16 protein-coding genes and 1 tRNA gene are annotated in these 21,579 nt (G+C 42.2%); 8 read left to right on the forward strand and 9 right to left on the reverse strand.

All coding sequences use genetic code 11. The features are described from left to right. Window positions 1-3: 3 nt before the first annotated feature. Complete coding sequence (locus V7K73_RS24970) at window positions 4-1,350, reverse strand: MATE family efflux transporter (protein ID WP_334884023.1); 1,347 nt, start codon at window positions 1,348-1,350, stop codon at window positions 4-6. A gap of 245 nt (window positions 1,351-1,595) precedes the next feature. Then, entirely contained in the window at window positions 1,596-2,513 is a 918-nt protein-coding gene (locus V7K73_RS24975; RefSeq protein WP_334884025.1) for a metallophosphoesterase family protein, read from the reverse strand. A 135-nt stretch (window positions 2,514-2,648) separates the two neighbouring features. Between V7K73_RS24975 and V7K73_RS24980 the strand changes: the two genes are divergently transcribed. Together V7K73_RS24980 and V7K73_RS24985 are read left to right on the forward strand one after the other, a co-directional pair. Continuing rightward, window positions 2,649-3,512: a hypothetical protein gene (locus V7K73_RS24980; RefSeq protein ID WP_334884027.1), complete on the forward strand. Its 864-nt coding sequence runs from the start codon at window positions 2,649-2,651 to the stop codon at window positions 3,510-3,512. 134 nt (window positions 3,513-3,646) lie between these two features. Next, a complete protein-coding gene (locus V7K73_RS24985; protein WP_334884029.1) occupies window positions 3,647-4,480 on the forward strand; it encodes an ATP-grasp domain-containing protein in 834 nt (277 codons plus the stop codon). Window positions 4,481-4,951: 471 nt separating this feature from the next. On the opposite strand, the gene V7K73_RS24990 is transcribed toward V7K73_RS24985, so the two are convergent. Further along, window positions 4,952-6,979 carry a GAF domain-containing sensor histidine kinase gene (locus V7K73_RS24990; RefSeq protein WP_334884030.1) on the reverse strand — a complete coding sequence of 676 codons (2,028 nt, stop codon included), beginning with the start codon at window positions 6,977-6,979 and terminating at the stop codon, window positions 4,952-4,954. Window positions 6,980-7,072: 93 nt separating this feature from the next. Here V7K73_RS24990 and cobN point away from each other — a divergent pair, with 93 nt between their 5' ends. Both cobN and V7K73_RS25000 read left to right on the forward strand, forming a co-directional pair. After that, window positions 7,073-11,125, forward strand: a complete 4,053-nt coding sequence (gene cobN, locus V7K73_RS24995) for a cobaltochelatase subunit CobN (protein ID WP_334884032.1) — start codon at window positions 7,073-7,075, stop codon at window positions 11,123-11,125. A gap of 9 nt (window positions 11,126-11,134) precedes the next feature. Continuing rightward, the gene (locus V7K73_RS25000) at window positions 11,135-12,274 is read left to right on the forward strand and encodes a peptidoglycan-binding domain-containing protein (protein WP_334884033.1); all 1,140 of its coding nucleotides are present in this window, start codon (window positions 11,135-11,137) and stop codon (window positions 12,272-12,274) included. A gap of 132 nt (window positions 12,275-12,406) precedes the next feature. Here the strand turns inward: V7K73_RS25000 and V7K73_RS25005 are convergent, their stop codons facing one another. The 4 genes from V7K73_RS25005 to lipA all read right to left on the reverse strand — a co-directional run bounded on the left by V7K73_RS25005 (window position 12,407) and on the right by lipA (window position 17,524). Beyond that, window positions 12,407-12,862 (reverse strand): Fur family transcriptional regulator, encoded by a 456-nt coding sequence (locus V7K73_RS25005; RefSeq protein ID WP_334884034.1) that lies wholly within the window; start codon window positions 12,860-12,862, stop codon window positions 12,407-12,409. Window positions 12,863-13,491: 629 nt separating this feature from the next. Then, the gene (sigC, locus tag V7K73_RS25010; RefSeq protein WP_334884036.1) at window positions 13,492-14,742 is read right to left on the reverse strand and encodes an RNA polymerase sigma factor SigC; all 1,251 of its coding nucleotides are present in this window, start codon (window positions 14,740-14,742) and stop codon (window positions 13,492-13,494) included. A 925-nt stretch (window positions 14,743-15,667) separates the two neighbouring features. Next, the gene (locus V7K73_RS25015) at window positions 15,668-16,600 is read right to left on the reverse strand and encodes an NAD(P)H-dependent glycerol-3-phosphate dehydrogenase (RefSeq protein WP_334884083.1); all 933 of its coding nucleotides are present in this window, start codon (window positions 16,598-16,600) and stop codon (window positions 15,668-15,670) included. Window positions 16,601-16,645: 45 nt separating this feature from the next. Continuing rightward, window positions 16,646-17,524 (reverse strand): lipoyl synthase, encoded by an 879-nt coding sequence (gene lipA, locus V7K73_RS25020; protein WP_334884038.1) that lies wholly within the window; start codon window positions 17,522-17,524, stop codon window positions 16,646-16,648. A 134-nt stretch (window positions 17,525-17,658) separates the two neighbouring features. Here lipA and V7K73_RS25025 point away from each other — a divergent pair. From V7K73_RS25025 to V7K73_RS25035, 3 genes are all read left to right on the forward strand, one after another. Then, window positions 17,659-17,732 (forward strand) — tRNA-Pro (locus V7K73_RS25025). A gap of 124 nt (window positions 17,733-17,856) precedes the next feature. Continuing rightward, window positions 17,857-18,174 carry a hypothetical protein gene (locus V7K73_RS25030; RefSeq protein ID WP_334884040.1) on the forward strand — a complete coding sequence of 106 codons (318 nt, stop codon included), beginning with the start codon at window positions 17,857-17,859 and terminating at the stop codon, window positions 18,172-18,174. Window positions 18,175-18,176: 2 nt separating this feature from the next. Beyond that, a complete protein-coding gene (locus tag V7K73_RS25035) occupies window positions 18,177-18,815 on the forward strand; it encodes a Uma2 family endonuclease (protein WP_334884042.1) in 639 nt (212 codons plus the stop codon). A 502-nt stretch (window positions 18,816-19,317) separates the two neighbouring features. Here V7K73_RS25035 and V7K73_RS25040 read toward each other — a convergent pair. Further along, entirely contained in the window at window positions 19,318-20,100 is a 783-nt protein-coding gene (locus V7K73_RS25040; RefSeq protein WP_334884044.1) for an ABC transporter permease, read from the reverse strand. Between the two features lie 149 nt (window positions 20,101-20,249). On the opposite strand from V7K73_RS25040, the gene V7K73_RS25045 reads away from it, so the two are divergent. Then, complete coding sequence (locus tag V7K73_RS25045; protein WP_334884046.1) at window positions 20,250-20,855, forward strand: DedA family protein; 606 nt, start codon at window positions 20,250-20,252, stop codon at window positions 20,853-20,855. Window positions 20,856-20,929: 74 nt separating this feature from the next. Here V7K73_RS25045 and V7K73_RS25050 read toward each other — a convergent pair whose 3' ends face one another. Beyond that, complete coding sequence (locus tag V7K73_RS25050) at window positions 20,930-21,505, reverse strand: hypothetical protein (protein ID WP_334884047.1); 576 nt, start codon at window positions 21,503-21,505, stop codon at window positions 20,930-20,932. Window positions 21,506-21,579: the final 74 nt, after the last annotated feature.

Raw genomic sequence — 21,579 nt, forward strand, 5'->3', positions numbered from 1 at the left:
TTATCACTGATTAGTTGTTTTCTTGCTAAACCGCCAAGTCATGATTATCGCAGCGATCGCTAAACCAATAGCCAATCCCCACCAAAGACCAATAGCTCCATACCCCGACGAGATTCCGAAAGTATAACCAGTAAATAAACCAACACACCAATAAGCAAAAATACCAATTAACATCGGAATTCGAGTGTCTTTTAGTCCGCGTAATGCTCCCCCCGCAGTAACTTGCACACCGTCAACTATTTGAAAAATCGCTGCCACTCCCAGCAATTTCACTGCCAGGGCAACTACATCTGCATTGTTTGGATTGTTAATGTCAATATAAAGAGAAATAATCGACTTTGGCACTAACCACAATGTAATGCCTACTACACCCATAGATACACCTGCAATGGCAATACCTACATATCCAGCCAGACGAGTAGCAAGCAAATCATTTTGTCCAACTAACTGCCCAACACGTACTGTTGTCGCTAAAGAAATGCCTAGTGCAAGCTGGAATGATATCGAAATTGTTTGTAAAGCAATTTGATGAGCAGCAAGAGCATTTGTTCCTAACTGTCCGATTATGAAAGTAACAACGGTGAACAGTCCCGCTTCGACTGCAATCAGCCCCCCAATGGGCAATCCAACCTGAAAAATCTCGCCAATGATCCGGCGTTCCTCTAGGGGAAAAGCTTTTTTAGATGAAGGTCGAAAAATCCTGTAAACTGTAAATCGAGGCTGATTACATATATAAATCAAAGCAACAAACATACTCCAAAGTGAGACAGTGCTTCCCCAACCGATACCAGCTAAACCCAGCGCAGGGAATCCCAGTTTGCCAAACATCAGCACATAGTTAGCTGTGACGTTGAGCAAAGTACCCAAAACCACAGTCACGATGACTAATTGCGGTTGCAATAGAGCAGAAAGAAAGCTTTTAAGGACTCCAAAGCCTAAAGCAGGAATAAAACCCAGTGCGATCGCTCTTAAAAAAATCTCTGATAGTGCTACTGTCTTAGGATCTTGCCCTAGTAGAAGTAGTAAAGCACCTCCATTGTAAAGCAGGAATGTAATTGGTATTCCTAGTACTAAAGATATCCCTAGTCCCAGGCGGACAATTGTGCCAACTTTTTCTCTATTTCCCGCCCCGTATGCTTGGGCAGCTAACGGACTGACAGCAGAAACAATACCAGTAACTATCAACAGACAAAAACTAAAGATAGTAACTCCCAATGCTCCAGATGCAATAGTCTGACTTCCCAACCAGCCCATCATTACCGTATCCACAAAACCAGTTGCAGATTGAGCCAGTTGTGCTGCTGCTAAAGGTACGGCTAACGCCAGAGATTTTTTAATTTCAGAAAACATATACTTATAACCCGATGTGAAGAACAAAGGGTTTTTCCAAAATCTAAACCCATGTTCAGAAGATGCTGCTCCTGTGAACTTGAATCTATCTTAATGGAGTAAGAGGATTCGCGTTACAGTCTTACGGAGGAAAGACTAACGGGAGATGAATTGCGACAGGGAAAAACTAACGCGACAGCTATCAAATGTTTGGTTTATTTTGGTTCTCAACGTAATGTTTTATTTGCTCAACTGTAGTCATATAACTAAGCTGATTTTAATTGAATAATGCCTTTATCAAAAACACGATTATCAGTAGCGATCGCACTTACTTCTATTCTATCTTTATACACCTCATAAGAGGCAAAACTTAAATCACTCGTAGAATACTTTGTCCACTCAGAACGCCCTACAGGACGATTACCCGCACCTGCGCCACAAATTAAATAAGTTGTCCCATCAATAGCACGAGTGCGTTCATAACTATGTTCGTGACCATTGATGTAAAGTTGAACGCCGTATTTTTGAAATAGAGGAGTAAAAGTTTTAATAAAATCTGGATTACTCCCATACTGTCCCGATGAATAAATCGGATGATGACCAAATACAACTTTCCAAGGAGCATTACTAAGACTTAATTCTTTTTCTAACCAAGTTAGCTGGTTTTTCCAATCAGCATTACCGTTAGTATCTAAAGCGAAAAATTGTACCTGATTTCGTTTAAATGTATAGTAACGTCCCTTCATATTAAAGCCAGCATACTTGACTTGGCGATCGCCATTTTCAGTCCGAATATCGTGATTACCTAAACAAGCCTGAAATTTCACACCAAGCTTGAGCAAAGCTTGATAAGGACGCTCAAAAACTTCGCCAATTTTTTCAATTTCGCCGTTGTTGTAAATGTTGTCTCCAGCTAAAACAACTAAATCATAAGGATTTCGCTTGTGATATACGTTCATTGCTCCAGCCACAGCATACTGTCCTTTAGCCCCAGTCCCCGTATCAGCTACAGACACAAAACGTAATAACAAGTCTTTTTTAGCTGGGTTGGAGGCTATAGCTGTTGTTGAATCGGTAATATCAGCAGTTTGATGATTTTTATCAGCTAACATCCAGGCTAAAAATCCTGCACCAATGGCGGTGAGGCTACTTAAAAATAAAAATTGACGGCGTTTTAGGTTCATAACTCACCAAATTTAATAAATAGTCAGTTTAGCTGAAGTAATGTGCAATGAAGTGATACATTAAGGCAAAAGAAGGCAGCACCAGTAATAATGTACTTTGTTTGTCTTTGATTCGCTGCTTTTGGTGAAAGTTCCATGTCACAAGACAATCAGTCAAAACCGACGGATAAGCAAGTAACTCAACCTCCCCAAAAACCTTACCAGAGAGTTCAGCCATTTTGGAAGGCTAAAATTATCCAACTTCTTCAAGGGACAATTGGGGTTTTAGAAGTCACCGTGGAGAAACTGGAAACAGCACCCCCACCTGGTACTGTGGAAAAACCCAGTTTTTTGCAGCAGTTTCAGTTGTGGTGGGGTGGACTGTTAAGGACAATCCGCTTGTTTTTACCATCAAATTTGTCAACAAAGTTATCAGATACCCTTTTGACAGGAATTGTTACTGGAATTGCTGTAATTCTGGTTTGGACAACTGCGAGTGTTTTTACTGGTAAACCTCCTGAAATCGCAACAGTTCCACCCGTTGAAGAAGTTCCTACACCAACACCGACACCAACGATAACTACTCCCCCTGAGTCAGTTCCACCCGAACCACAGCCGCCACAGCCACCGCCAGAAGTACAAACTCCGCCACCACCAACGCCAGAACCCGAACCAATTCCTACACCAACGCCAACGCCACCCATAGAATTAACACCAGAACAAGCCTTGATTGCAGCTATTGAAAATCAGGTAGCCGAAATTAGCGATCGCATTGCCTCTGGTCTGATAAAGTCAATTCAAGCCAACTTCCGCACCAGCAATCTTACAGTCAAAATTAGTGACGATTGGTACACTCTCAAAGAATCTCAGCAGGACAAACTAGCTACTGAAATATTACAACGCTCTCAAGAACTTGATTTTACCCATTTAGAAATTATCGACTCCCAAAATAGGCTGATAGCGCGTAACCCAGTTGTTGGTACTGAGATAGTAATTTTTAAACGGCAAACAGCAAGTTAAAATAATTCGTAATTCGTAATTCGTAATTCGTAATTCGTAATTCGTAATATTTCGACTTACCTCGGCAACGCTTGGCACACTTCGGTCAATACAAGTTCGTAATTCGTAATTTTGACGTTTCAATTTAAGTAATTATGTTAGATAACGTTTCGCTATTGCTCCAAGCTTGTGAAAACTTAAACATCAGCTATGAAATTTTTCAACCGGCGGAAAACTTAATCAAAATTAAACTCAATAATAAACATCATTATTTTTGTAACTATAGCACTCCGTTAATTAATCAAGCAGTAGCCCACCTGATAAAAGATAAGGAGTACACTTACCACGTTTTAAATAAAAAAGTTAAACTTCCTCGGACAGTAGGTTTTCTTTCCCCTTTTTGTGATCTCCAGTATAAAAATTATTTAAAATTCCCAAGTTTTCAAGATATTATATTAGAAATAAAAGATAAATTTGAAATACCTGTTATTGTTAAAAGAAATTCTGGTTCTGGTGGACATAATGTGTTTTTATGCCAGAATACAGATGAAATTGAAACTGCTTTAAAAGAGATTTTTAATATCAATTATAAAAAGTATGATTACGTTGCGATAGCTCAAGAATTTATTCAAATAAAATCTGAATATAGAGCAGTTTTCTTAAATAAAGAGTTAGTTTTGCTTTATGAAAAAGATATAAGTGATGCAAAATTTGCAGGTAATCTCAGTCCTCTGCATTGGGATGGTGCAAAAGCAAAGTATATCAACGATCCACAGATATTGTCAGAAATTGCTAATTTTGCTAAACCAATTTTTGAAGAATTAGACCTTGATTATGGTGGTTTAGATATAGTCTTAGATCGAGATAACCAATATTGGTTAATTGAAATCAATTCTCACCCAAATTATACTATTTTAACTAGAGACAATGGGGAGGAACATGCGTTAAAAATTTTTGAAAAAATGCTAATTAGCCTAGCCTCAAAATAAAAAATTTAGGGGAGTATCCCGTCAGGTGCAAAAACCTTGATAGCCCTCATCCCCTAACCCCTTCTCCCATGTTTGGGAGAAGGGGAACTAGAATTATGTCTCCCCCCTCTCCCATATGAAGGGAGAGGGGCTGGGGGTGAGGGAAAAGATTTAAGCCAAAATTGGGATGCTCCCAAATTTAGTCCTTTGGCTAGCTAATTATAGTGGTTTGCAGTTGAGTCCAATACAGACCTAACCCCCAACCCCTTCCCTGCAAGGGAAGGGGAGTAAGACTCCAAACTCCAAACTCCAAACTCCAAACTCCAAACTCCAAACTCCAAACTCCAAACTCCCAACTCCCAACTCCCAACTCCCAACTCCTAACTCCAAACTCCAAACTCCAAACTCCAAACTCCAAACTCCTAACTCCAAACTCCAAACTCCTAACTCCTAACTCCTAACTCCTAACTCCTAACTCCCAACTCCCAACTCCTAACTGATCATTCTCATAGTCTGAGTTGGTATCCATACAGTAAAAATTGAGCCAATACTTACAGTTGATTCTACTTCAATTCGTCCCCGATGGAGTTCTACGAGTTGTTTAGTTAAAGCTAGTCCAAGTCCAGTACCTGCGTAGCGGCGGCGATAGGGTGTATCGAGTTGCTGAAATTTATCAAAAATTAATGGTAATTGTTCTTCGTGAATACCAATTCCGGTGTCTTCCACTTGAAAAATAGCAGTATTATCTTCCACCCAAAGACGTAAGGTAACGCTACCACTTTCGGGGGTAAATTTAATCGCATTAGTTAACAGATTCCAGAGAATTTGTTCTACTCTTTCTCCATCGGCGGTAAAGCGATCGCGCTTAGGATCGATTTGCAAATCAAGGTTGAGATTGATTTGTTCACTGATTGCTTTTTTTTGCAGTGACTCTAAAGCATTTTGGGCAACATTCACCAAAGAAAATTCCGAAATATTTAAAGCTGTCTTACCAGCCTCGATTTGCGATAAATCGAGAATGTCATTAATCATTTCTAATAAATGTTCTCCACTGTCGTGGATTGTTTGCAGATAACCCCGTTGTCGTTGACTCAATTCACCCAAAGGCCAACGTAACAATGTAGATGACATCCCAATCACATAAGTTAAAGGCGTGAGTAATTCGTGACTGATAGTAGCGAGAAACTGACTTCTGAGGCGGCTAGCAGCGTCGGCGGCCAAAAGGGCATCACGCAGAGCCATTGTGCGTTCAATAACTCGTTGTTCGAGAGTTTGTTTTTCTTGGGTGAGGGTTTGCATTAACTCAGCTTGGTGAATTGCGATCGCTAATTGTTCTGCGATCGCAATCAGCAAGTTTTTTTCGCTATCATTCCACTGGTATGGATTATCGCACTGATGAGCAATCAGCAATCCCCACAATTTATCCTCAAATATAATTGGTGTCGCCAACTTAGCCCTAACTTGGCTTTCCCTCAAAAAATTTAACAAACACTCTTCTAGAGCATAAGTTTTTTCCACATCATCTACAGCTAAGGTAAAACCTTGGCGATACTTTTCCCAACATTGAGAGGTTCGCCTAAAGCAATTTTTTTCCGTATAATTCAACACCGATGTAATAGCATCTGTAGCCCGGGCTTCATAGACAACATAACCTCCATAGTTTAGGCACTCTTCTAGTAATGGTTGATTATTGACTGACACAGAATGCGAGTGTTTATCGTTGCTCTCATGTATAGAAAAATAGATTTCCGAAGGTTCCCCAACCGATTTCATGTCTGTTACCAGTGCGGTTCTATCGAGGGGAATAGTGTCAGACTGGTATTGTTGAGTCTTGATGGAACCTGTAAATTTATAGATTACTAATCTGTCTAATTCCAGAAACTCACGCACTTGTGTAATTGCTGTTGCCATAATTACTGGCAAATCCAGGCTTTTGCGGATCTGCGTTGTTACCTGATTTAACAACCGTTCTTGGGAAATCTGTTTTTTTAAGACATCTTGCACTGAGTCAGAGATATAAACTGTCGGCGCAGTTGAGCTTAGAGGTGCTATTATTTCTTGGTTTGGCTGAGTTAGGAGATATTCTAATAACAACAGTGAGAATTGACTTTGGAGCGTGGCATCATTAGGGCGAATAATTTGACCATAGCCTTCAAGATTTTGGTAAGTAGAGGAATCACACTCAAACAAGTCTCTCAATTCGTAGACAAATGTTGCGATCGCCTCTAAATTAAATGTCAAACTAGCATTGAGTGCCGAGTCCTGAGTGGGTACTTGTTCCCCCTCATCCCCCTGCCCTAAGTTTCCTACCAACAGCGCACTAAACTGCTCAGAAACCACCAACGTAAACCTTTGCCTTTGCCATTCCCCAGGTATGCAAATCCGCATTAACACAGCTTCTGTCAGTATCAGAGCGGCACTTCCCACCGTTTGAGCCATCTGTTCTAACAATTCCCCAAGCTGATTAAATACAACAATAGGCAAGGTTCGAGAAAAGCTCAAATTAGGAGAACTAAGCATTTTAAATCATTACTGGTAAGAGGGGGCTGAATGCAGGGAAAAGTTTGTTTTGATTATGCAATAACCAATAGTTTAAGACGGTAATACAGCATTATGCATCGTACAAGTAGCATATCGGGTGGATGGAATCAGTCAGAAGGTTTAATTTTTATAGAACAAACTCCAGCGCCTTTCGTGTTGATTACGGCTGCTGATACCGACATTCAAACTTTGGCAGTTGCGGTGACAAAATTACCTGCAAGCTTTCCGGCATTAAGAGTGGCCAATCTCTTGCAGTTACAGCAACAGTTAACCATAGATACTTATGGTGAGCAAGTTTTAGAACTTGCCCAAGTAATTATTTTGCGCCTGTTAGGAGGACGTTCCTACTGGAGTTATGGTTTAGAAGTAGTGCAAGAAATTGTGCAACGTAATGGTAGAACCCTTATTGTAATGCCAGGGGACGACGCTTTTGATCCCGACTTAATTTCTCAGTCTACCGTGCCTGTGAATATTGTTAATCAGGTATGGCAGTATTTCAGCGAAGGCGGCGTAGAAAATTTCGTGAATGCTCTGCAATTTATCTCTGACAGTTGCCTGTTAACTGCATACAATCCGCCATTACCCCGTCCAGTTGGGCGTGTGGGATTGTATGAATGGGGAGTGGGGGATGAGGGAGCAGGGGGAGAAAGAATAACTAATGCCCTATGCCCCATGCCAAAAATTGGCATCCTTTTCTACCGCGCTCATTATTTAGCGGGAAATACCAAGGTAATTGATGCTTTATGCGAAGCTTTGGTACAGAAAAATTTACAACCTGTGCCAGTGTTTGTTTCTTCATTGCGTGAACCGGATGTGCAAGTTGAGTTGAGTGAATTTTTTCAACCCAAAGAAGCGGATTCAATAGCTGTGCTGCTGAATACCACCAGTTTTTCTCTAGCACGGTTAGAAAGCGAAACACCCCAAACTGAATTATGGAAAAAATTAGATGTGCCTGTGTTGCAGGTAATCCTCAGTGGCGGCTCAATTGAGCAGTGGGAGTCACAGTTTCAAGGGCTTTCTCCCCGCGATATTGGGATGAATGTGGCGCTACCAGAAGTAGATGGGCGGATTATTACTCGTGCTGTATCTTTTAAAGCCGTACAAACTCGTAATCCCCATCTAGAGACAGATGTAGTAATTTATGAACCAGTAAGCGATCGCATCGAGTTCGTTGCTAACCTAGCAGCAAATTGGGCGCGTCTGCGTTCCAAACCCCCCCAAAAACGCCGAATAGCCCTAATTTTGGCAAACTACCCCAACCGCAATGGCCGCCTCGCCAATGGTGTAGGACTCGACACCCCAGCTAGTTGTGTAGAAATCCTGCAAGCTTTACATCAGGCTGGGTATGAAGTAGAAAATCCACCGGCTCAAGGAGATGAGTTGATTCAACGCTTGACAGATGGCGTAACCAATGATCCAGAAGGTCAAGAATGGCTTCCAGTACACCAAAGTGTTTCTTGGCAAGACTATCAAAAGTATTTCGCTTCATTACCGCCAGCAGTTCAGCAAGGTATCACTGAACGGTGGGGAGTGGGAGAACAGGTAAGCAATCAAGAATTATTCCCCCCTACCCCCCTGCCCCCCTGCCCCTCTGCCTCTATCTCCGTTCCCGGAATTCAACTCGGCAACGTTTTTGTGGGAATTCAGCCAGCAAGGGGTTATGATAATGACCCCAGTTTGAATTATCATGCACCGGATTTAGAACCAACCCATGCTTATTTAGCTTTCTATTATTGGGTAAGAGAATGTTTTGGTGCTGATGCTGTAGTTCATGTAGGGAAACACGGAAATCTAGAATGGCTACCCGGTAAAAGTGTGGCTTTATCTAGTAATTGTTATCCAGAAGTGGCTTTCGGCGCACTTCCCCACTTATACCCGTTTATTGTGAATGATCCGGGTGAAGGTTCCCAAGCTAAACGTCGCGCTCAAGCGGTGATTATAGATCATCTCACGCCGCCGATGACTCGTGCGGAACTCTACGGTTCTTTGCAACAGTTAGAAAATTTAGTTGATGAATATTATGAAGCCGATAGTTTAGATCCTTCGCGTTTACCAGTGATTCGCGATCGCATCCACGAACTGGTAATCAAAGAGAATCTCCATTTAGATTTAGGATTCCATTATGAAACAGAAATTTTTAATTCTGAATCTTTAATCTTGAATTCCATCGGTGGCTATCTTTGTGAATTGAAAGAAGCCCAAATCCGCGACGGGTTGCATATTTTTGGGCAATGTCCCCAAGGCCGCCAGCTACGAGATTTAATAGTAGCGATCGCTCGCATACCCAATCGCCATTCTTCAGGTATCACCCGCGCCATAGCTCAACATTGGCATCTAGACTTCGATCCCCTCACAGCCGATTTGTCAATGCCTAGCGGTGAATACTCAATCGTCAATGGCACAGAATGCCGTACCCTCGGTGATATCGTCGAAGTCCTAGAAGAACACGCCGCCCTCCTAGTAGAACAACTCCTAACTCCCAACTCCCCCCTCCACCCTCCTAACTCCCCCCTCCCAACTCCTAACTCCTCACTCCTAACTCCTAACTCCCCCCTCCACCCTCCCAACTCCCCCCTCCCAACTCCTAACTCCTCACTCCTAACTCCCAACTCCCCACTCCCCATTGTCCTTAACTGGATACGCGATCGCCTCCTTCCCGCTTTACAACAAACCCCCCAAGAAATCACCCACTTATTACACGGACTCGATGGCGGTTACGTCCCAAGCGCCCCATCTGGCGCACCCACACGCGGCCGCCCAGAAGTTCTACCAACAGGGAGAAACTTTTATTCTGTCGATATTCGCGCCATTCCCACAGAAACAGCTTGGGATATCGGCAGAAAAGCAGCTGAAACCCTGGTAGAATATTACACTCAAGAGCATGGTGAGTACCCCAAAACACTAGGTTTATCATTGTGGGGAACAGCCACCATGAGAACAGGCGGTGATGATATAGCCGAAGCCTTAGCTTTACTAGGAGTCCAACCAGTATGGGATGGTGCAGCGCGGCGAGTAGTGGATTTTGAAATTTTGCCCCTAGCGATTTTGGGGCGTCCTCGTGTAGATGTTACCTTGCGAATTTCGGGATTCTTCCGCGATGCTTTTGGCAACTTAATTGACTTATTCGATCAAGCAGTGTCAGCAGTAGCAGACTTAGATGAACCGCCAGAACAAAATCCCCTCGCCGATGCAGTTCGCCAAGAAACTGATTTGTGGACAAGCCAAGGATTAACTTTAGAACAAGCCGTAGTGCGATCGCGCTATCGCATCTTTGGTTCTCGCCCAGGTGCCTACGGCGCAGGACTCCAAGGTTTAATCGAATCGCAAAACTGGACAGATGACGAAGATTTAGCCCGCGCCTACATCAACTGGAGTTCTTACGCCTACTCATCGGGAAACAGCGCCGAGGAGCAGGGGAGCAGAGGAGCAGAAATTCTTCCTAATCCCCAATCCCCCCTCCCCACTCCTAACTCCTCACTCCTAACTCCTAACTCCTCACTCCTAACTCCTAACTCCCCCCTCCTAACTCCTAACTCCCCCCTCCCCTCCCCCGAAGCCTTCAAGCAACGCTTATCCCAAATGCAAGTTGTCCTACATAATCAAGACAACCGTGAACACGACTTACTAGATTCTGATGATTATTACCAATTTCAGGGCGGCTTAACTGCGGCGGTGCGTTCTCTACAGGGAAAAAATCCTGAAACTTATTTTGGTGATAATTCCATACCCGCCAAACCACGAGTCCGCCAACTTAAAGAAGAAATTGCCCGGGTGTATCGTTCTCGCGTAGTTAATCCCAAGTGGATTGCGGGAGTCATGCGCCACGGATACAAAGGAGCCTTTGAAATGGCGGCGACGGTAGATTTTTTATTCGCCTACGATGCAACAGCTAAATGTGTCGAAGATTATATGTATCAAGGCATAGTAGAAGCTTACTTGCTCGATCCGGTCGTCTCGGAATTTATTCAAGAAAAGAACCCTTATGCACTGCGTGATATTGCAGAAAAATTATTAGAAGCACACAAGCGCAATTTGTGGGAGGATGTAAATATAGGAACATTAGAAGCTTTGAGGAACCTAGTACATCAAGCTGAAGCAGTGATCGAAGAAAAATCAATGGTGTAGGAAACAAATATGGAAAATCTTGCGTATTTGCACCTAGCTTTCGCCTACGAAGACAGCACACCCAGTCAATTGGTCTCCCTCAGTTCCTTGTTTAAGGACGCAGCTGCACCAGACTGGAAACGGCTTTCAGGTAGGGCTTGGAAGTATATGTTGCCCCTTGCTCTGTCCTTGTCTATTCTTGGCGCCGTCAGCAGCGTCATGGCACTAGAAAAAGGCGATCAAGGCCCTTCTGTCAGAAGTCTACAACAAAAGTTGAAAACAGCAGGTTTTTACCAATCTTCTGTTACTCAAGTATATGACGCATCCACACAAGAAGCTGTGCAGCGCTTTCAAAAGGCGGCTGGTCTACCCGTGGACGGCATTGTTGGGGCAAACACCCTGCAAAAATTAGAAAGTTGGCAAGCGAACAAGCCCACAACTACGGCTACACAAACTAAAAAGTCCACTGCTGTAAATACACAAACCAAAAAGCCCAGCACCACTAGTTCAGCTAGTTCAGCCACCAGCAAGCGCCGCAATCCTAATTACCTTGCTAAGGGTGATGAAGGTGAAGATGTCAGAGGTTTGCAAGAACGCTTAAGAGTCGCAGGGTTTTATTACGGGAACGCCACAGGAATATTTGGCCCAATTACCGAAGAATCTGTCAAGCGCTTCCAAGATTCTTACAAATTAAGCGTTGATGGAGTTGTTGGCCCAGCAACATTAGCTAAATTGCCAGGAACTGGCATTGGTGATGGAGAAGAGGCTCCCACAAAGGTAGTCAATCGAGATAAATTCCGTGTAGGCGATCGCGGTGAACCAGTTAGAGTACTTCAAGAACAATTAATCCGGGCAGGATATTTAGAGGGAGAGCCAAATGGCTACTATGGCCCTTACACTGCCGATGCTGTACGGAGATTCCAGGCAGCTAATTACTTGTCAGCAAGTGGTGTTGCTGGCCCAACTACCCGAGCTAAGTTATATAACTCAGTTAATACTACTAGCAAAAGCGAATTTAATACCTTAGAAATCCAAACGCGACTACGGGAGCGGGGTTTTTATAAAGGCAAGCTGAACGGTGTGATGGCAAATGACACCAAAAAAGCAATTAAACAAGCCCAAGAATTCTACGGCATCAGCCTCAAGGATCTTAAGAGCGGACGCTTTTAACATCCGCTTTGGCATTGTTAGTATCAGTCCTCAACTGGTTGCTTGCCTCCAGTAACAACAAATTACGAACTGCTCAAAATTCCCCTTATTTGGTTAATTTGAGTAGTTTCGTTTTAATTACCCACCCAAGTGCTAAAGCGGCATCAGCGCCCGTTGGCACTTGGGACACACTGCATGGATGGTCATTTGACAGTCCAGCAGGTGAAAACCTTCTTTTTGAGCGGTTTTGGAGCCAATTTTTAAAATTGAGTCATTTTTAAACTCAATAGTAGAGTTGCATCTCACACAAATTAAGTGATGGTGGTGATGGGGATAGGGCTGGTTGATTTCATAATGCTTATGTCCCTCGCCCAGTTCTAGTTCCCGTAAAATTCCCATTCTTGCCATCAACTTCAAAGTCCGATAAATAGTTGACAGACTGATCCCTTCACCATCAGTTTCTAGCCGATGATAAAGATCCTCCGCACTTAGATGTTCACCTTGCGGAAGTTCTTGAAAAATGTGTAAAATTGTTTGGCGCTGGGGAGTTAATCGCCAGCCTCGTTCATTCAGTTCTGCCTTGAGTGAAGTAGTTGTGTAGACAGTCATACTAATATTTATCAACAAAGCTCGTTAATTGAGAATATAACAAATCTTGGGAGCAATTTGCAACAATCATTGCCTATTGAGAATATATCCTAAATATTTAAGAACAATTCACCAAATCTTGAGCAAAATTCAATTAATAAGCTGTATTGCATTTAATTTGCATACAGCTAATAATTAGGATACTTGTAACGATTACATCCCTTGACGTTGAATTTTGCATAAGTTAATTTTGAATTGTTCAGTTGATCCCCGCCTTCAAGATATTTGAGCAAAGGTCTAGGGAAACTTTTGTCCAATTAAATGCAAATAATTTGCTACAAGTCTCTATTGACGCAATTTACAGGTTATCAAATAGCCCAAAGAAACCTCACCCTGGTTCTGCTATGCAAAACCTTTCCCTCTCCGATACTTTGGAGAGGGATGTCCGTCAGGACAGGGTGAGGTTTTTGTTTTTCAAAACCCTGGTTCTGCTATGCAAAACCTTTCCCTCTCCGATACTTTGGAGAGGGATGTCCGTCAGGACAGGGTGAGGTTTTTGTTCTTCAAAGCAGGAAGAGGTTCGTCAAACTTTTAGGAAACTAGATTGTTTCTCTTAAGGCATAACGAATGCCCTTCCTTGAAAGCTCACGTTAGCTTAGAGATTCCAAATAGTCGCGGATGAGGTTGCGACGTTTGGGTTGACGTAGCTTTTGCAAAGCCTTGGATTCTATTTGTCTGACTCGTTCGCGTGATAAATCGAGAGCGCGGCCAATTTCTGCTAAAGAGTAAGGATGACCATCAGCCAAGCCAAACCGCATCAAAATTACATCGCGTTCTCGGCTAGTCAAATCTGACAGAAGATGATGCAAATCTCTTTGTAAAGATTCTCGCATTAGCATCTCTTCTGGGGTTACACTGTCAGTTTCGAGTAATTCGCCTAACTCAGTGTCTTTATCCTTACCTACTTTGGTTTCCAAAGAAACGGAGCGAGGAACCCGTAACAAAACTTCTCGGACTTGGGTCGGTGTCATCTCTAACTCAGTTGCTAAATCTTCTAGAGTAGGGGTGCGACCTTTTTCTTGAGCAATTTTGCGTTGAGCCTTTTTGATTTTGTTTAACTTTTCGGTAATATGGACAGGGAGGCGAATCGTGCGACTAGAAGTAGCGATCGCCCGGGTAATTCCCTGACGAATCCACCAGTAAGCATAAGTACTGAAGCGATAACCCTTAGTGGGGTCAAATTTTTCTACAGCCCGCTCCAAACCTAGTGTGCCTTCTTGGACTAAATCCAACAATTCCAAACCGCGATTTTGATACTTCTTAGCAACAGACACAACTAGGCGAAGATTAGCCTTAATCATGTGTTCTTTTGCTTGGAGTCCTTGGGACTGAACTTGCTCCAACTCTTCTACAGTCAACTTGGCAATTTCCGCCCAGCGACGTTTGCCATCTGCCAAAGTCGGTCTGAGATCCGATACCATTATACCAGCAGTGGTAGCCCATCTTTCCAAAGACGGGCGATGTCCTAGTTCTGAGGTCAGACGTTCTTGAACTTCAATTAACCTCTGATAGGGCGTAATTACTTCATCTCCTTGCTTTGCGGCATTAGCAAGCACTATCCGCATCCGCAAGTAACGCTGGACTTTTTGAGCTTCTGAAACCTCTTCATCCCGCCCTAACAAGCGAACCCGACCAATTTCTTGAAGATATAGACGTACTAGGTCTGTACTCCGACGGTTAGTGTTAGCAGCAAAGTTAGCATTCTCAGCAGAAGCCATCTCTAGCTCCTGTAAATCATCTACCGATAACTCACTGTCATCAACCGTGAGATCCGAGTCCAAAGCCTGGCTAGACTTTTTGGTGTTGTAGGGGGCGTCTGCATAAAAAGATGTTGCTGGCATAAAGATCGTCTCAATGGCTCCAGGTAACAATAGATTTCGGTCAGCTTAGATTACGGTCAGCTATTCAACTGTTGCTATTGTTCCCGTGATTTACGATGAACTAACATGTTGAACGTTCCATTACAATTTTTTTTTGAAATTAACTGTAAGGGTTTGATTGGATACAGCATTACTGAACTTAATCGGCTGATAAACTTTTGATTGAACCAATAGCTATTCAAATCGGCAGCTAGGTTTTCAATATTTCAACTACTTAGTTAACATTTCAACCTTGATAGGTTTTAACGGTAATTTTTATAACACGGTATAAACATCCTTCAGTGAATGTCATCTTTATAATTGGCATAGTCACATTTACATGGCTACAAAAGTGATATCCTGACGATTTCCGAATTTTTTCTCAGGATTATTCAGGTATAAGTAGAGCTAATAGATATTGGAGAAGTGATTAGTATTAACGGCAAAAATTCTCTCGACACGGAGATAGAAAACGTGGGGGAGTTATTAAATACTCTCTTTGTGTCGTGCTAACCCGTCAATTTCAACAAAAATCGGCGGGAATCCCATCCCAACATTTCTGGGGGAGCATCCCGTCAGGTGCAAAAACTTTGTGTTTGCCCTCATCCCCTAACCCCTTCTCCCATATTTGGGAGAAGGGGAACTAGAATTATGTCTACCCTCTGCCATCTGAAGGGAGAAGGGTTAGGGGATGAGGGCTACCGTCTGCCATCTGAAGGGAGAGGGGGAACTAGAATTATGTCTACCCTCTGCCATCTGAAGGGAGAGGGGCTGGGGGTGAGGGAAAAGATTTAAGCAAAATTGGGATGCTCCCATTTCTGGGGCTTTGTTGGGTTCCCCTTTGCTTAACCCAACCTACAATTTTCCTTAGCCCAAACGTATTGGTTTTGATTATTTAATCGATGCTCTAGTAGTTGTACTCTGGCTTGATATCTCGCAGCATCAGTTCATCAAGTGCTTGTCGGGGTGTGGCTTCACCCTGAAGTAAACGATAAACTTGTTCAGTAATTGGAACCGGAATGTTTTGTTGCTTGGCTCGTTGCATCAAAACCCGACAAGTGTTCACTCCTTCAGCAGTTCCTTGTAAATTTTCGAGAGTTTCTGTAAGTGACTTACCACCAGCTAGCTGATAGCCGACTTGGTAATTGCGACTTAAGGGACTATTGCAGGTTGCTAACAAATCCCCTAGACCTGATAAACCATAAAATGTTTCTGTCTTCGCACCCCAGTTGTTACCGATGCGAACCATTTCTGTAAGCCCACGGGTGACTAAAGCAGCTTTGGCATTGGTTCCTAGTTGTAAACCATCGCATACACCGGCTGCGATCGCAATCACATTTTTCAGTGTTCCCCCCAATTCCACGCCCAAAGGATCGGGATTAGTATATACCCGAAAACGCCCAGAAGAAAATACTAACTGCACTATTTCCGCAGCCGTGGGAATATTACTCGCTACCACCGTTGCTGCTGGTAATTCCATTTGAATTTCTTTAGATAAATTAGGCCCAGACAAAACAACTACTGCATGGTTAGGGAATACTGTTTGCCAAATTTGCGACGGCGTACAGGTGGTTTCGGGGTCTAAGCCTTTCGTGGCTGTGACAAAAATTGTCTCTGGAGAAAGAGGAAAAGACTGGACTTGGGAAGCAACATCTCTCACACCAATCATTGAGATAGCAGACAAAACTATTTGGACATCTTTTAAAACTACTTGGATTTGGGAACCTTGACGCGACCACACGCGTACCTGATGACCATTTGCTGCGGCGAGATTTGCTAGAGATGCACCCCAAGCACCTGTACCAAGAATTGCAACCGATAATTTTGAGTTGGAGTACATCTGCTCACTCATAACTGATAACTCATAACTCCTAACTCCTAACTTCTAACTTTTAAACCGGGGGTAACGTTCCATTAATTCCCTGACTTGTTCTGCATGATATGAGCTTCTTGTCAATGGGGAAGAAACAACTTGTAAAAATCCGATTTCTTCGCCGAATGCCTTCCAAGCAGCAAATTGTTCTGGGTTGATAAATTCATTTACTTGCAAGTGTTTTTGACTGGGTTGGAGGTATTGCCCAATTGTCAAAATGTCGCAATCGACAGTTCGCAAGTCTTGCATGACCTGGCGAATTTCGGCATCAGTTTCACCGAGTCCAACCATGATACCGGATTTAGTGTATGTGTGAAAAGAAACTTGACGAGTTCGCTGCAATAATTCTAATGTGCGATCGTAGTTTCCTTGGGGACGCACGCGGCGATAGAGGCGTGGAACAGTTTCTGTATTATGGTTTAATACCTCTGGCGCAGCTTGTAGAATCAACTCTAGAGCATTCCAATTACCGCACAAGTCTGGAATTAGTACCTCAATTGTGGTGTTTGGTGAAACAGTGCGAACCGCATTAATACACGCGATAAACTGAGACGCACCACCATCAAGCAAGTCATCTCGGTTTACAGAAGTGATTACCACATGATTAAGTTTCATGAGGCGAACAGCTTCTGCTAGTCGTGCAGGTTCGGTGGGGTCTAGTGGTTTAGGTTTTTTTTCAAAATCAATATCGCAGTAGGGACAAGCGCGTGTACAAGCCGGGCCCATAATTAAAAATGTGGCAGTCCCAGCATTGAAGCATTCACCAATATTCGGACAGGAGGCTTCCTCACAAACTGTATTGAGGGCTAAATCCCGCAAAATATCTTTAACGTTACCGATGCGCTCACGCCCAGGTGCTTTCACCCGCAACCAGTCTGGTTTTACAGTCACAATCTGCTTTTACCACTAGAGTTATACAAATTTAATCGTAGCAAGCAAAGCCTTGGGTGAAGCGATCGCATAGATGTAATTATGTAATTTGGCACGGGTTGTGATATTGTTAATTTAGGATGCCATATTTATGGCGGGATGTGGCGCAGCTTGGTAGCGCACTTCGTTCGGGACGAAGGGGCCGCTGGTTCGAATCCAGTCATCCCGATTTTTTGTTGTCGAATAACTAATTATTTGTCGTCGTTAACAAATTAATATCACTGTTAACAAATTAATATCACTGTTAACAAATTAATGTCATCAAAGTTGCTCTTGCAAGCGTTAACAAATTAATGTCGCCGACTGTCTTTTTTGGGGCTGGTTCAAAATCAAGCTTCCCCATTGCACAGATTAAAAATCAGATTCAGGTAGTCAAGGATGAGGTTAAACAGGCTCAAACTGCGGAGCAAATTCAGCGCGAGATTGCTAAAGATGAGAAGGCTAAAGGAGATGCTATTTACTGGGCGATTTCTAATCTTGATTGCAAAAACCCAAATAATCAGCAAGATTTTGAGCATTTACCCCCAGAACAATTAGTGGCTGATATCTTAGAGAAAGATAGGCGAGTAGCTGAAATTATGGCAGAGATTAAGGCACTTTTGGAGCAGTGATAATGTTAGGTTTCCTAGAAAAGTTTAGCCGCTTAGAAGAATTAATTAGTCAGTCAGCATTAAAGAATGTTGATTCTGACCAAATCTTACTGATGAATGGGATTACCTGGGATATATATGAGACACTATTACAAGGGTTTCCAAATAATTCTCATTATCGCCTGAAATATTTAGAAGGTACTTTAGAAATAATGTCCCCTAGTCGTCGTCATAAGTTTAATAAAAAGATTATTGCTTTATTGCTAGAAGCCGATTTTTTAGAAACTGGTATTGATTTTTATCCTTTAGGCTCGACTACTTTTAGAAAACAAACAGCCGCTAGAGGAATAGAGCCAGATGAGTGTTATTGTTTTGATTCGGAAAAACCTGTTCCCGATCTTGCTATTGAGGTGGTTGTGACAAGTGGGGGTATTGATGATTTAGTTATTTATCAAGGTTTAGGAGTAGCGGAGGTTTGGTTTTGGCAGAATAATCAGTTTTCATTATATTATCTACGTGGTGATAAATATGAGTCAATATCAAAAAGTGAATTTCTACCAAATTTAGATTTAAATGTCTTGGCAAGTTTTGTTATCTCTGACGAGAAACCAAAAGAAATAATATTAAAGTTTATTCAACATATCCGTCGGGGCAATTCATGAATTGCCCCGACAATAACAGATATAATTAAGTAAAATCGGCAAGTTAAATCAAGAGGAAGTGCGATCGCTACGCCAAAATGCACTTGAGGAAAGTAATCTGATTTATAAAAATCTTGCTAGACAAATTTTTGATAATTATATAGCAAGTAGTAAGTAAGTGGGCGCAAATAATCATCACTGGCTCGTAGTTGCGCTAAAGGGCAAGACAGCGCAACTACGTTTATTCAGCAGTTTATAAACATCACAAGTCACTGACTTACCCGCGCTTACATATCCACGTTTATAGATGCTGCGACGTGTCTTTTTTATCAGGCAGATATCTAATTATCGGTGATTAATCAAACTTGGTAGCGCAGGTAATCCCGCTTCCCAGCGTTGAACGATAAAAGCTATATCCTTTATGTTGTAATACTTGTAGCTATTTTAGAGAAATGACATTAATTTGTTAAGACGACAAACAATTAGTTAATTGACATTAGTCGAAAGGCGCTGCTGTAGCTCTCTAACTCGAAGCACTGGTATAAAACCGTAAGGCAAATCGCCAAAACCAAGTGGAAGCGAAAAATAATGCTACTGCTAATATTGCCGCACCTATCAACCAGCTTATTTCACTCCGTCCCAGTAGCGCTTGGGCTGGTACAGTAGTTAAAAACGCTACTGGCATTATAAAGGTGAAGAAAAAACGGTAAGCTGTAGGATATGCTGCGATCGGATATCTTCCAGCTTCTAACAAACCACGTAATACTTCGGTAGCGTTGTATATTTTAACGAACCAGATACTCGTCGCTCCCAGCATAAACCACAGGCTGTAGAGAATCACCAAGCTGAACAATAACGGCAGCATAGCAAGTAGATAGTCGTCTATGCCTACACCAAGGCGTTTACCTGCGTAGCCAATAATAATACTACCAAAAATTAGATCCGGCAGCCCCCAAGGTGAAAGGGTATGGGTGGAAAGCCAAAACTGACTGCGGATAGGTTTTAATAATATAAAGTCCAAAGTGCCTTCTTGGACATGGCGGACTATGCGATTTAAGTTCGACGCCAAAAAAGTAGCAGAAAATCCTTGTAGTAAGGTAAAAATTCCTAGAACTACTAAAGCTGCTTCCCATGACCAGCCCCTAAAAGTATAACCAGTCCGGTAAAATAAGAATAGTCCAAAGAGGCTGCCCGCAAGATTTCCCAAGCTGCTGAGGGTAGCTATGAAAAAGTTAATTCGATATTCTAACTCAGCTGCGATCGCAGCACTCCAAAATAGTCTTAGTACTTTCAAATACCTTTGCATCCTGCACCTATAACATAAAATATGCCATCTATAATTACATTTCTACAGATTACACAATAACTTTACGTAAATTTAATATTACTTTTTATTCGGGAAAATTGCTAAACGTTAAGATGTTGTGGATCTATTGTTGAAATGTAAAAAATTCTATGCATCTGGATTTACCACAACTGATTAAATCACTCGGCTATTTTGGAGTCTGGGCGATTGTATTTGCTGAATCTGGCTTGTTAATTGGTTTTTTCCTACCGGGGGATAGCTTATTATTCACTGCTGGATTTGTCGCATCTCAGAATTTACTGAACATTTGGGTTCTGATTTTTGGTGCTTTTGTTTGTGCAGTCTTAGGTGACAATGTTGGCTATTTTACTGGGCATAAATTTGGCAGAAGACTATTTAATAAGGAAGATTCATGGTTGTTTCATAAAAAACATCTTGTGAAAACCCAAAACTTTTATGAACAGCACGGTAAAAAAACGGTTGTTTTAGCACGTTTTTTACCTATTGTACGGACTTTTGCACCGATTGTGGCTGGGATTGGGGCGATGCATTATCGCACATTTATGTCTTACAACTTAATCGGTGGTTTTCTTTGGACATTCGGCATCACTATCTTAGGGTTTTTCTTAGGAAAATCTCTGCCGCCTGAACAGGTAGATAAGTATTTATTACCGATTATTGGATTAATTATAGTTGTTTCTTTAGTGCCATCAATTATTCATATAATACAAGACAATAGAGCAAACAAAAGTTGATATTACTATGATGATTTGCTTAAATATCAACCTCTATCTGTTCCGAGAAAATCTTTTTACTGAAACATCCAGAATTAGTTAATCGCAGAATTAGCCATTTTTAGTAAAGAAGTGCGTTCGTCGCAGACGTTGGCGCAGCCATCGCCTGCTTTTAAACCAACAACATATTGCACGCCCTGTTGTCTCCAAGCCAAGGTAGCATCTGAGCAACCAGCACCACAAGTAAAATCTACAAAATAGCCAGTGATTCCCTTAGCTAAGGATACACGTTTCCCAGTCAGACGGGGTGTTTTGCGGGTTACGGCTTCAGCCGTAACAACGCCTAAACGACAGGCAGAAGCACCATTACAGTCGGGAGTGAAACCCAGTAAAATTTCGTACTTTTTTTGTGTAGCAGCTTCTATAATCGCGTAAATTGGATTTTCACCATCTGATTCAGGAATAAACCTCGGCAATAAAATACGAATCTGAGTTTTCTGGTTTAATTTGGGCAAAATAGATTTAAAAATTGGGTGTGACGGGGTTTTACTCTGTGCTATCAATTGAAACTGCTTATTTACAGTGGCAATGGCTGATGTGTGAAAGCTGCCAAGGCTGACTAATAAAAATACGGCACACACCGCAGTGGTATTTTTGAAGCTTAAAATCATCTTTGAAAACCTATTTCATCTAAAGTACTTATTTGTAATACCCATTTCCAAGATAAAATTACGTATTTAAGAGC

The sequence above is a fragment of the Nostoc sp. genome, assembly GCF_036916975.1.
In the GTDB taxonomy this organism is placed as follows: domain Bacteria; phylum Cyanobacteriota; class Cyanobacteriia; order Cyanobacteriales; family Nostocaceae; genus Nostoc.